General features: G+C 36.3%; 10 protein-coding genes. 2 read left to right on the forward strand and 8 right to left on the reverse strand.

Annotation, left to right across the window (positions count from 1 at the left end; all coding sequences use genetic code 11):
- Positions 1-298: 298 nt before the first annotated feature.
- From GS03_RS02270 to GS03_RS02280, 3 genes are all read right to left on the reverse strand, one after another.
- The gene (locus GS03_RS02270; protein ID WP_136150951.1) at positions 299-955 is read right to left on the reverse strand and encodes a response regulator; all 657 of its coding nucleotides are present in this window, start codon (positions 953-955) and stop codon (positions 299-301) included.
- A 33-nt stretch (positions 956-988) separates the two neighbouring features.
- Entirely contained in the window at positions 989-1,900 is a 912-nt protein-coding gene (locus tag GS03_RS02275) for a LytR/AlgR family response regulator transcription factor (protein ID WP_136150952.1), read from the reverse strand.
- Between the two features lie 360 nt (positions 1,901-2,260).
- Complete coding sequence (locus GS03_RS02280; RefSeq protein ID WP_136150953.1) at positions 2,261-3,802, reverse strand: glycine--tRNA ligase; 1,542 nt, start codon at positions 3,800-3,802, stop codon at positions 2,261-2,263.
- A 98-nt stretch (positions 3,803-3,900) separates the two neighbouring features.
- Here GS03_RS02280 and GS03_RS02285 point away from each other — a divergent pair, with 98 nt between their 5' ends.
- Positions 3,901-4,584 (forward strand): ComF family protein, encoded by a 684-nt coding sequence (locus GS03_RS02285; protein WP_136150954.1) that lies wholly within the window; start codon positions 3,901-3,903, stop codon positions 4,582-4,584.
- Positions 4,585-4,658: 74 nt separating this feature from the next.
- Positions 4,659-6,257, forward strand: a complete 1,599-nt coding sequence (locus GS03_RS02290; protein WP_136150955.1) for an Ig-like domain-containing protein — start codon at positions 4,659-4,661, stop codon at positions 6,255-6,257.
- Here GS03_RS02290 and GS03_RS02295 read toward each other — a convergent pair.
- From GS03_RS02295 to GS03_RS02315, 5 genes are all read right to left on the reverse strand, one after another.
- Positions 6,254-7,024: a nitrilase family protein gene (locus GS03_RS02295; RefSeq protein WP_136153045.1), complete on the reverse strand. Its 771-nt coding sequence runs from the start codon at positions 7,022-7,024 to the stop codon at positions 6,254-6,256. The two genes, GS03_RS02290 and GS03_RS02295, sit on opposite strands and share 4 nt — an antisense overlap.
- Positions 7,025-7,026: 2 nt before the next feature.
- Positions 7,027-9,894 (reverse strand): GH92 family glycosyl hydrolase, encoded by a 2,868-nt coding sequence (locus GS03_RS02300; RefSeq protein ID WP_246034142.1) that lies wholly within the window; start codon positions 9,892-9,894, stop codon positions 7,027-7,029.
- A gap of 79 nt (positions 9,895-9,973) precedes the next feature.
- Entirely contained in the window at positions 9,974-10,735 is a 762-nt protein-coding gene (locus GS03_RS02305) for a succinate dehydrogenase/fumarate reductase iron-sulfur subunit (protein ID WP_136150956.1), read from the reverse strand.
- Between the two features lie 6 nt (positions 10,736-10,741).
- Positions 10,742-12,751, reverse strand: coding sequence for a fumarate reductase/succinate dehydrogenase flavoprotein subunit (locus GS03_RS02310; protein ID WP_136150957.1), 2,010 nt, complete (start codon positions 12,749-12,751; stop codon positions 10,742-10,744).
- Positions 12,752-12,817: 66 nt separating this feature from the next.
- Positions 12,818-13,483: a succinate dehydrogenase cytochrome b subunit gene (locus GS03_RS02315; protein WP_136150958.1), complete on the reverse strand. Its 666-nt coding sequence runs from the start codon at positions 13,481-13,483 to the stop codon at positions 12,818-12,820.
- Positions 13,484-13,628 lie beyond the last annotated feature (145 nt).

Raw genomic sequence — 13,628 nt, forward strand, 5'->3', positions numbered from 1 at the left:
GGTTTAGTCTTTCTACTATTTAATAACAAACCTCTAAAATAAATAGTGCGTTTCTGTGTTCATTTTCTCTACAAAAAACTAGAAAAGCATTCTTTGCATCGTGTCACCAATGTGGTGGTAAGCCACTTATAACTACCTAATAATCAAGTTAAATTATTATTATTTGATTTTGATATAGTAAAAGTAGATTGTTAATTTCACAATCAAATACACTAAAAGTGTACATTTCATGAAATCTCAAATTAGTGCTAAATATTATGAAATACGGCGCTTTTTTCTGAAGGCTGAGTGGTGGATTCTATATCAATCCTTGCTTTCTTGCTTCTTTAAGAATATCTTCATCGTTTCCTTTGTCAATTCCTAAAAGCTGCTTGAGAATAGCTTTTCTTTTATCAATTGCGCTTTTCGAAAGATGTAGCAAATCAGGAAAGTTTTTGGTTTTAACACCTTGTGCAAGCAAAGAAAGAATTTGGCGGTTATAACTATCCATAACTTTATTCTTTTCTCCCCAAGATTTTTGGTGATGAAGGACCGTTTCGCTAAAATAAGTTCCTCCTTTGACAACTACATCGAATGCTTTAATTAATTCTTGGGCCTGAAAATCACTTTTTACTAAAATCCCATCCGGATTGTGTTCTTTTATAATTTTAAAAAGAACTATCGACTCATAGTGTGAAGTAAGAATGACAATTTTAGCATTGGGATGCTGTTTTCTCACAACCGGAATCAAATCATCTCCTGTATTAAGGTTTTTTTCTAAAAAGGGAGGTAAAGTCAAATCTAAAAACACAATATCAAAAGGATATTTTACCTGAAAAATTGTGTTATAAGCCTCTTCACAAGAATGTGCAGCTATAGTATTTAATGTATATCCATAAGAATTGTAGGCCAGAATAGATCTATACCCTTCAATAATTGGTGGATGATCGTCAACCATTAAAACTTGTAGTTCCATGACAAGATTTTTATCGAAACTACGAATTTTCTTCTAAATCTCCAAATAATTTCCGGACGCTATTCTGCTGATAATCAAATCGACGTTCTCTTTATAAGATTTTGAGAATGGAAGTTTGGTGGTCGAATTTTTAATATAGCAAACGGTATTTCCGGTATGAATACGCGATACCTGGTTTACATTTATGATGTAACTATTGTGAATTCGAAGGAATTGCGTTGGTGGTAAAACGGTTTCAAAATGCTTAAGGGTTTTAAATGCCGTTATCATTTCACCATTGTTCAAATGGATATCAGTAGAGTTGTTGTCAGCTTCAAAATAAAGCACATCTTCCGAGTCTATATAACGATAATCACCATAGGATTTCACACAAATGACCAGCGACTGCTGCTGCGCCTGAACGGTGCTTACGACGGCAGTTGGATTTTCGGCTGCCGGGATAATTTTTACTTCTCCCTCATTTTCATCTGTCTCAACTGCTGCTGTTTCCAAATCTTCGGTAAGTGTTTCGTCTAATACCTCAAAGGTTGCCACAGGATTTTTTTCCTCAAAATACGGCAAGTCCGATTGTATTGCGCGGTCAAATTTTAGAATCGCTTTTCTAAAATCATTTATATTCAAAGGTTTTAGCAAATAATCAATGACTTCATACTGCAAGGCATCATACGCCAAATCCTTTTTTGATGTTGTTATAATGATTTTTGGAACTACACGTAAATAACGATAAAGTTCATTAATCAGCGCTAAAGACAGATTGCTCTTTTTATCGGTTGGATCAATTTCAAGAAAAACTAAGCGGGGTTGGTGTTCCAAAATCAAATTCACACCATCATCATAGTTATTGGCAGAGGCGACAAAGCTAAGGTTCCTAAAACGCTCGGCAATTGCCTGTGTTTTAAGGACGCTGTCTTTATCATCGTCTATAATGATGTACGTTTGACTCATTAATGCTTTTCCGTTTTTGATTTAGGGAAAGCATTAGATTCGGTAAAAATAACTGGTAGTTTTGGGGAAACTATTTGTTAGCGCTAAAGATTACATTTAATATTTAACTACAAAAATAAATTCGTTTAAACGTATCCATTTTCGTTGTAACGAAAGTAAGATTTCGGGGTTTTAGTTTTGGAAAATGTTGACAGATAACGCTAAACTGTTAATATGTGGGTTTTTAACAGGGTAAATACTTACAAAATGTGAAAAAAATTACGGGAAACCGTAATTGCGTTTTATAACCAATAAAGTCGTTCAATAAAAAAATCCAAACCCTTTTCGGAGTTTGGATTCATCTATAATTGAAAAATAAAATTACATTTTCATCAACCAATTTCTAACAGAAACTTCATCATTAATGATTTGGCGTAAGTCAGAAATTTTTACTCTGTCCTGAGCCATTGAATCTCTGTGACGGATTGTAACCGTGTCGTCTTCTAACGTTTGGTGGTCAACCGTTATACAAAAAGGTGTTCCCAAAGCATCCTGTCTTCTGTAACGTCTTCCAACAGCATCTTTTTCATCATAGGCCACATTGAAATCCCATTTTAAGTCTTCAATGATTTTTTGAGCCACTTCCGGCAAACCGTCTTTCTTTACCAATGGTAAAACGGCTGCTTTTGTTGGTGCCAAAACGGATGGCAAACGTAAAACGGTACGTGTTGAACCATCTTCTAAGGTTTCTTCCTGTAATGAAGTAGCAAAAACGGCTAAGAACATTCTATCCAAGCCAACCGAAGTTTCTACTACATAAGGAACGTAGTTCGAATTGGTTTCGGTATCAAAATATTGCAATTTTTTACCTGAATACTGTTCGTGTGCTTTTAAATCGAAGTCGGTTCTTGAGTGAATACCTTCTAATTCTTTGAAACCAAAAGGGAAATTAAACTCAATATCAGCAGCTGCATTAGCATAATGAGCTAATTTTTCGTGATCGTGAAAACGATAATTTTGTCTTCCTAAACCAAGTGACAAATGCCAGTTCAAACGAGTTTCTTTCCAGTATTCGTACCATTTCATTTCTTCGCCCGGCTTTACAAAAAACTGCATTTCCATTTGTTCAAATTCACGCATACGGAAAATGAATTGTCTTGCTACAATCTCATTTCTGAAGGCTTTTCCGGTTTGCGCAATTCCAAACGGAACTTTCATTCTTCCGGTTTTCTGAACATTTAAAAAGTTCACAAAAATTCCCTGTGCTGTTTCCGGACGTAAATATAAATCCATCGCATTTTCTGCAGAAGCACCTAATTTTGTTCCAAACATCAGGTTGAATTGCTTTACATCTGTCCAGTTTCTTGAACCAGTTTCAGGATCGGCAATTTCTAATTCTTCGATAAGATTTTTTACATCTTCCAAATCTCCTGAACCTAATGAACGTCCCATTCTTTCAAGGATTTCTCTTTCTTTCGAAAGATATTCCATCACTCTTGGGTTCGTAGTTTTGTATTGTTCTTCGTCAAAAGAAGCTCCAAAACGCTCGCGGGCTTTTTCGATTTCTTTTTTTGCTTTCAGATTTAATTTTTCGGCATAATCCTCAATTAAAACATCGGCACGATATCTTTTTTTAGAATCTTTGTTGTCAATCAACGGGTCGTTAAACGCATCAACGTGTCCCGAAGCTTTCCATGTGGTTGGATGCATCAAGATTGCGGCATCAAGACCAACAATATTTTCATGCATTTGCACCATGGCTTTCCACCAATATTCTCTAATATTCTTTTTTAATTCTACTCCGTTTTGCGCATAATCATATACTGCGCTCAAACCATCATAAATTTCGCTTGACGGAAAAATAAATCCGTACTCTTTTGCATGCGAAACTACGTTCTTAAATAAATCTTCTTGTTTTGCCATAATGCTGCAAAAATATAAAAACCGATTATAAAAAAAGGTTTAAAAATCAATTAGAATACAATTTTTTTATACTTTTATGTAAGAAAATTATCTTTTTTATGTGGAATCATCTTCTAAATCTATTTTTTCCAAAGTCTTGTGCTGGTTGCCATTCGTTTTTATTGCGTGATGAAAAAGTGATTTGTACGCAATGCCGCCATGAAATTCCGCTCACCAATCATCATAAAATCGAAGAAAACGAAGTCATTCAAAAATTTTATGGAAGAATTCCGTTGGAATTTGGAGCTTCTCTATTCTATTTCCATAAAAAAGGAATTGTTCAGGAAATGATACACAAATTGAAATATAAAGGACACGAAGAAATTAGTGAAACTATTGGCAATTGGTATGCTGAAGAATTGAAAGATTTGAAACAAATGGCAGCTATCGATTATATTATTCCGGTTCCGTTGCACAAAAAAAGACTGCGGGAACGAGGCTATAATCAAATAGAAGGTTTTGGAAAAGCGTTGTCGGCAAACCTGAATATTCCATACGAAAGTCAACTTTTATATCGAAAACTATACACTAAAACGCAAACCAAAAAGAACCTTTTAGGAAGAACTGATGTTATTGACAATGTATTTGACATTTCGTTTTCGGAAGAGCATCACGGCAAACATTTTCTAGTCATTGATGACGTAATTACAACAGGTTCAACCTTAGAATCCTGCAGTCGCGCTTTGTTAAAAATTCCCGACGCTAAAATTAGTGTTGTCTGCATGGCGATGTCGCACAGTTAAATGTTAAGTTTCCCAAAAAACATTTCATTCACACTAAATATAATTGTTATTTTGTGCTTTGATAAAACAGCAGTATGCCAAAATCTATATTCAAGTTAATTTGCTTTCTTTTTGTACTGTCAATGGCTAGTTGTGCCAAACGTGGTTCGATTACCGGTGGTGATAAAGACACGATTGCTCCTGTTTTAAAAGCAAGTTTTCCCAAAAATTTCTCAACTAATTTTAATGGAAAGGAAATTAAATTGGTTTTTGATGAATATGTCAAATTGAAAAACATCAACAAACAGTTGATTATTTCACCACCAATGAAAAATCAACCTGATATTTTGCCGCAAACTGCAAGTAAAATATTGACTATTAAATTAAAAGACACACTTCAGCCAAACACTACGTATAGCTTCAATTTTGGACAAAGTATCGAAGATTATAACGAAGGAAATCCGTATCAACAATTCAAATATGTATTCTCAACCGGAGCTTATATTGATTCGTTGAAAATAAATGTGAAAGTGAAAGATGCATTGGAAAAGAAAGTAGATAATTTCGTTTCGGTGATGTTGTATGAAATCAATGAAAAGTATAATGATTCGACGATATACAAAGAATCTCCGAGATATATCACGAATACTTTAGACAGTCTGGAAGTCGTTACCCTTGAAAACATCAAAGCCGGAAAATATCTTTTGGTCGCTTTAAAAGACAATGGGAATAATAAGTTTGACCCAAAAAAAGATAAAATTGGTTTCCAAAAACAATATATTACCATTCCAAATGACACTGTTTTTGAAGTAGAATTGTTTAAAGAAAAGCTTCCTTTCAAAGCTATAAAGCCAACACAGGATTCCGGAAATAAATTAATAATGGGTTATGAAGGTGATCCAAAAAACATAAAAGTTACCGTTAAAAATGGTTCCGAAATTATTCCGAGTTTGATTACTCAAATTCAGAAAAAGGATTCCGTTCAGGTTTGGTTTAAACCCATAAAAGCCGATTCGCTGACTGTTGCCGTTGAAAAAGACAACTTCAAAAAAGATTTTATCGTAAAATTGAAAAAGCAAAAAGCAGACACGCTAAGGATAAGTGCGGATTTTGCCGGTGCGCTTTTAAGAGAGCGTTTTGCATTGAACAGTTCGATTCCTTTAGTGAAGTTTGATAAATCGAAAATTTCGATTTTTAATAAAGATTCCATTGCTGTGCCTTTTGAAACAGAATATGATGATTTTAACCAAAAACTGTATTTCAATTTCAAAAGAGAGCCTTTAGACCAATATAAAATTAAATTATTGCCGAATGCTTTGACTGATTTTTATGAAAAAACACACGATACTTTAAACTTTAAAATTGCAACTAAAAACGCATCTGATTATGGTAATTTAAGAGTGATTTTAGAAAACGCAAAAAGATTTCCAATCCTTGTTGAACTCACTGATAAAACCGGAAAGGTAAAAGCAACAGCATACACCGAGAGTAATCCAACGATTGAATTTTTGACACTTGAGCCCGATAAATATACGCTACGTATTATTTATGATGACAATAAAAATAAGGTTTGGGACACGGGAAGTTTCCTGGAAAAACGCCAATCAGAAGAAGTAATTTATTTCCCAAAAGAAATTGATGTTCGAACCAATTGGGATGTTGAACAGCCTTTTAATTTGAAAATTACGAATTAGAAATTACGAATTTCAAAATTATCCCTATCGTCTAAAAAAGCCATTTTGCTTCTGGTTTCCAAAAGTTTTTCTTTATCTAAACTTACAATAAAAATCCCCTCTGTTTCTTGCGGTTCAAGCAAATAATTTCCAAGAAAATCAACCGCTTGTGAATGTCCAATGTATTCCAGATTGTTGTTGTCGGTGCCAATTCGGTTGACTCCAATCGTGTAACACATATTTTCAACCGCTCGTGCTTTTAGTAAAATATCCCAGGCACTGATTCGAAGTTTTGGCCAGTTTGCGACATAAAGCAAAACATCATAATTTTCTACATTTCTGGAAAAAACCGGGAAACGCAAATCATAGCAAACCAGCGGACAAATTCTGAAACCTTTATATTCGACAATCAATTTTTCTGTTCCGGCCGAATATGATTTATCTTCTCCAGCCAACGAAAACAAATGTCTTTTGTCATAGGTTTTGATATCCCCATTTGGAAAAACAAAAACCAACCGATTGTAATAATTCCCTTTTTCTTCGATAACCAAACTTCCGGTTATAGCGCAGTTTTTGGCTTTCGCCAAATGTTGAAGCCATGAAACCGTTTCACCTTGCATGGTTTCAGCAACCGCTTTTGGATTCATTGTAAATCCTGTAGAAAACATTTCGGGAAGAACAATCAAATCGACTTCTTCTATAAAACCATTGATTTTTTGAACCAAATGACTACGGTTTTCCATTGGGTTTTCCCAAGCTAAAGTGGTTTGTATAAGTGCTATTTTCATCATTATTTGATTATTATCTCGTCAATAAATATAAAAGCATCACCACCTGCGCCTTGATGCCATTCGGGTAATTTTCCATAATTATACGCTTTGACTTTTACATATTGTGCTGTCATTCCTTTTACGAAAGGGAAGTTTTTGATAATGTTTTCACCTTCATTTGCATCAATATCGTTTGTAATTGTCCCTACTAATGTAAAGTTACTATTATCTTTCGAAATATAATACTCAACTTTGGTTGGCATCAAAATCCAGGAACGTGAATCCTGCAGAAATAAGCTGGCTATATAATTAATCGGAATTTCTTTCTGCAAATCAATTACGGCTTCAAAATCCTGTCCCTGATAACCTTGCCAGTCACCTTTACGCCAGTTTGTTGTGCCATAAATCCCATCTATCAACCCTTCTGGTCCGCCGGCATGATACTGCGGATTGTATTTGGATTTGATATCAATGGTGTAATTATTCGGTTTTTTGAAGAAAGTAGCGGAAACAATGTTGCTTCTTGAAGCTTCTTTGTCAATCATCTCGGCAAATCTTGCATCTATTCTGGCAGTTTCTTTCAATACGATTTTTTCACCTTCGTATTGTTTAAAAGGAACACCTTTTTCAGAATTATAAACAATTCTATAGAAATGACTACCAAAATAATCCGGATGTTCTAATTCAATTTCTAAAGAATCCTTAAACGACTTGCTTTCCGCTTGAATAACCGGAACAGGAATTATTAGTTGATGAGCAAATCCATATGTTCTTTCCTCGTGGTTTAATCCAAAATATTTTTTGTGATTGTCAGCTGTTTCAGCACTGATTTCTTCCGAATTTCCATTTTCAAAATTAACTTTAACTTTATTAAAATAAGGTGTCGTCAAACTCCATTCAGGGTTTCCGGGCGTTACCGCATAAATTCCCATCGAACTCAAAACATACCACGCACTCATCTGCCCACAGTCTTCGTTTCCAATCAAACCATCAGGTGAATTTTTGTAGAAATTATCCAAAATGAAATGCACTTTCTCAGTAGTTTTTTCGGGCTTTTCGACATAATTATACAGATAAGCCATGTGATGACTTGGCTCATTTCCGTGCGCGTATTGCCCAATCAAGCCGGTAACGTCTGCCTGTTCACGTCCTGTTGTTTTGCTTTCGCTGTTGAACATTTCGTCAAGTTTGGCTTCAAATTTATCGGCTCCTCCATAGGCTTTAATCATTCCCGGAATATCCTGTGGCACAAAAAACGAATACTGCCAACTGTTGCCTTCAGTAAAATTGTTGTTGATTTCCTTTGCATCAAAAGGTTTGTCCCAACCGCCATTCTTTTTCGGGCGCATAAAGCCGGTATTCCAATCAAAAATATTCTTCCAACTTTGAGAACGTTTCATGAAATAATCATAGTCATCTTGTTTGTTCAGAATCAAAGCCATTTGCGCAATACACCAGTCATCATAAGCATACTCCAAAGTTTTGGAAACGCTTTCATGTTCATCATCCATCGATATGAAACCTTGTTTTTTATAAGCATCCAAACCTAAATGGTCGAGCATAGCAGAATGTTTTGCCGCTTCAAATGCTTTTTCATAATCAAAACCTTTGATACCTTTTGCCATCGCATCAGCCATCACAGAAACGGAGTGATACCCAATCATACAATCGGTTTCATTGGACGCCAATTCCCAAACGGGTAATCTGCCGCCTTGCTCGTATTGTTTTAAAAATGTATTGATAAAATCAGCGGTGCGTTTCTTTTCTATCAAAGTATAAAGTGGATGCGCCGCTCGAAACGTATCCCAAAGTGAGAAAACCGAATAGTAATCAAACCCTTCCGCCTTGTGGATTTGGTTATCTCTTCCGCGGTATTTTCCGTCGATATCCTGAGCAATATTTGGCTGAACCATCGTGTGATATAAAGCCGTGTAGAAAATCGCCAGCTTGTCTTTATTACTTTCAGTTACTTCAATTTTAGAAAGTTGTTTGTCCCAAAGTTGCTCGGCATTTAGCTTTACTTTTTCAAAATCCCAATCAACGATTTCACTCATGTTAAGCCTTGTCCCTTGATAAGCTGTTGGCGAAAGCGATACTTTCAATAGAATTTTTTCTCCTTTTTTTACTTTTTTTGAAAAGCTCAACGCCAATTGGGTTCCGGCAAAGAATTTATCAGTGTTTCTCGCTGGCGCAAATCCATTATTTCTAACGTTATTGATTTGCATAGGAACACTGAATTCAATTCGGGCAAAAACGTATTGGTCTCGAGCCCAGGCCTCACTCCGGCGTAGGATTTCAATTGTTTTATTGTTAATGATTCTTACTTCGCCTTGTAATAGTTTATCACGGTGATTTAAGTCCAGAATGATATTGGCTTGACCGTCATTGTTGAAAGTATATTCATGAAATCCAACTCTCGTTGATGCTGTCAATTTCACATCAATATTGTGCTTATCCAATTTCACAGCATAAAATCCGGCAGTTGCTTTTTCATTCGAATGAGAAAATGTTGAGCTGTATTCCTTTGGGTTTAATGTTGGTTCACCCATCGTTGGCATCAGCATAATATCGCCATAATCGGTGCAACCTGTTCCGTTTAAATGTGTGTGCGAAAAGCCATAAATTATAGTGTCATCATAGTGATAACCCGAACAGCCATCCCAACTTCCGTCAATTCGAGTATCTGGCGAAAGCTGTACCATTCCAAACGGAACTGTTGCTCCGGGATAGGTGTGTCCGTGACCACCGGTTCCAATCATCGGATTGACATATTGGTGATAGTTTTGACCGAAAATGGAAAATGAGAAAAATAAAAGTAGGCCTGAAAGTTGTAGTTTACTCACGTGTGAATATTTTTTTTTGTGTTCGTGAATCTGCGATTTCATCATGTTATTTGTTGCATCTCAAAGATAAAAAAAACGCACCCAAATTGGATGCGCTTTTGTATAATTTAGGCAAGAATAAAAATTATTTCAAACTTGCTGCTAAGTACTCCCTGTTCATACGAGCAATGTTTTCCAATGAAATTCCTTTTGGACATTCCACTTCGCAGGCACCGGTATTAGTACAGTTCCCGAATCCTTCTTCATCCATTTGACGCACCATGTTTAATACACGCGCTGTCGCTTCCACTTTTCCTTGTGGTAACAACGCATATTGCGAAACTTTGGCTCCAACGAATAACATAGCCGAACCGTTTTTACAAGTCGCCACACAAGCGCCACAACCGATACAGGCAGCCGCTTCAAATGCTCTGTCGGCATCGTGTTTTGGAACCGGAGTTGCATTCGCATCAATTGTTCTTCCTGAAGTATTTACTGAAACGAAACCACCAGCTTGTTGAATTCTGTCGAAAGAACTACGATCAACAACTAAATCCTTAACGACTGGAAATGCTTTGCTTCTGAATGGTTCGATGAAAATGGTATCACCATCCTTGAATTTACGCATGTGCAATTGACAGGTTGTTGTTCCGGTTTCCGGACCGTGTGCTCTACCGTTTATGTATAACGAACACATCCCACAAATTCCTTCCCGACAATCGTGGTCGAAAGCAACAGGCGATTTTTTATCGTTGATTAGTTGCTCGTTTAATTGGTCTAACATTTCCAAAAACGAACTTGCTGTAGAAACATTATCTAATTTATAAGTTTCCATGCTACCTTTAGCCTGAGCGTTTTTTTGACGCCAAATTTTAAGGTTTATATTGATGTTTTTTGCTGAAGACATAATCTGTTATTTATAATTTCTAGCTGCAATTTTGATAAACTCGTATTTCAATTCTTCCTTGTTCAGGATTTCTTTGCTGATGTCGTAACCCATATATTCCCAAGCTCCAACGAATGAGAAGTTTTCGTCGTCACGAAGCGTTTCTCCTTCTGAATCCTGATACTCTTCGCGGAAGTGACCACCACAAGATTCTTTACGTTGCAATGCATCCATCGCCATTAACTGACCTAAATCGATGAAGTCAGCCACACGTAATGCTTTTTCCAACTCAGGATTTAATTCGTCCGAACTTCCTGGAACGTAAACATCTTTGTAGAATTCTTCTTTTAAAGCAGCGATTTCAGAAATAGCTTCGGTTAAGCCTTTTTCATTTCTTCCCATTCCAACTTTATTCCACATAATCAAACCAAGTCTTTTATGGAAATGGTCAACCGATTTAGAACCGTTGTTGTTTAGGAATTTATCGATAGCATCTTTTACACTTTTTTCTGCTTCTGCAAATTCAGGCAAATCAGTCGAGATTTTTCCGGTTCTGATTTCGTCTGCCAAATAATTGGAAACCGTGTATGGCAATACAAAATAACCATCTGCCAAACCTTGCATCAAGGCTGAAGCTCCCAATCTGTTCGCTCCGTGATCCGAGAAATTAGCTTCTCCGGCAACGAAACAACCAGGAATTGTTGACTGTAAATTATAATCAACCCAAACGCCGCCCATAGTGTAATGAACCGCAGGATAAATCTTCATCGGTGTTTCGTATGGATTTTCGTCAGTGATTTTTTCATACATCGCGAAAAGGTTACCATATTTTTCTTCCAACCATTGTTTCCCTAAAGAAGTGATTTCATCCGGAGTTGGATTGTGATTTCCTTTAGCGTAAGCGGCTTGTTTTCCTTTGCTTTGAATCTCAGTAGAGAAATCTAAATAAACTCCTTCATTGGTATCATTGGCCTCAATTCCGAAACCTTCGTCGCAACGCTCTTTGGCAGCTCTTGAAGCTACGTCACGTGGCACTAAGTTTCCAAAAGCAGGATATCTTCTTTCTAAGAAATAATCTCTATCGTCTTCGTTTAATTGGGTTGGTTTTAACTTTCCGGCGCGAATAGCTTCTGCATCTTCTTTTCTTTTTGGCACCCAAATTCTACCAGAGTTACGCAATGATTCCGACATCAATGTCAATTTCGATTGGTTAACTCCGTGAACCGGAATACACGTTGGGTGAATCTGAACAAAACAAGGATTTGCGAACAAGGCCCCTTTTTTGTGGATTTTCCAACCCGCTGTAACGTTACTTCCCATGGCGTTTGTAGAAAGGAAATACACATTTCCGTATCCGCCAGTCGCAATAACAACAGCATGCGCCGAATGTCTTTCTAATTCTCCTGTAACCAAATTACGAGCAATGATTCCACGAGCTTTTCCGTCAACTTTTACTAAATCTAACATCTCGTGACGGTTGAACATCTTAACACGGCCTAAACCTATTTGTCTTGATAAAGCAGAATATGCTCCAAGTAACAATTGTTGTCCTGTTTGTCCGGCAGCGTAAAAGGTACGTTGCAATTGTGTTCCGCCAAACGAACGGTTATCTAACATTCCGCCATAATCACGGGCAAAAGGAACACCTTGCGCCACACATTGGTCGATGATGTTAGCCGACACTTCAGCCAAACGGTGAACGTTTGCTTCACGTGCTCTATAATCGCCACCTTTTATTGTGTCGTAAAATAATCTGTAGGTACTGTCACCATCATTTTGGTAATTTTTGGCAGCATTAATTCCACCTTGTGCCGCAATTGAGTGCGCTCTTCTTGGTGAATCCTGGAAACAAAATGCTTTAACATTGTATCCCATTTCTCCTAAAGATGCTGCAGCAGAAGCTCCAGCCAAACCGGTTCCAACAACGATAACATCAATTTTTGGTCGGTTGTTAGGCGCAACTAATTTTAAATGATCTTTATAATCTGTCCATTTGTCCGAAATTGGACCTTCAGGTATTTTTGAATCTAGTTTCATCTGTTTTTTATATTGTTTTTTATAGGTCAGATGGAACGCTTAACAGCGTTTCATTTAAAACTGAAATTAATGATTAAAATGATGGAACAATGCAATGAATACGAATCCGAATGGGACAATTATTGCAAATGCATATCCTAGTTTGTGAAGTGCTCTTGAGAATTTATTATTGAATCCAACTGATTGCATCGATGAATTGAAACCATGCCATAAGTGTAAAAACAATAACACAAAAGCCAGGCAATACAAACCTGTTCTTATCGGACTTTCAAATTTGTGAACCAATTCACCATAATATCTTGTTGGATCTTGTGGAAGTGCTTCAACATATTTGTAATTCATTTCAGGAAACCAAAAATCGTAGAAGTGTAATCCCAAAAATGCTAATACAACCAATCCTGAAATAATCATATTTCTTGATGCCCAGGAAGAGTTTGCCGCACCATTATTTTTAGCATAACCAATTGGTCTTGCCGCTCTGTTTTGAAGTTCCAAAACAAAACCCATTACAAAGTGGAATACAACACCAAAAGCTAAAATTGGCTGCATTACGTATTGAATTAATGGATTATATCCCATAAAATGAGAACATTCATTGAATACTTCTTCGCTGAAAACTGATGTTAAATTAATCGAAAAATGAAGTGCTAAAAATGAAATTAAGAAAAGCCCGGAAAGTGCCATAGCAACTTTTTTTGCAATGGACGAGCCCAAAACGGAAGATTTTGCCATAAGATTGTGTAATTTATTTAAAAAAATCACACAAAAATACAGCTATTTGCTAATAACTACAACCTTTTCGTTGTAATTTATAATCAATTTAAAGTGAGATTATCAGTTGTTGATTATTTGTAGGCAATCGATTGCATTAAGTAAG

The organism is Flavobacterium sangjuense (assembly GCF_004797125.1).
In the GTDB taxonomy this organism is placed as follows: domain Bacteria; phylum Bacteroidota; class Bacteroidia; order Flavobacteriales; family Flavobacteriaceae; genus Flavobacterium; species Flavobacterium sangjuense.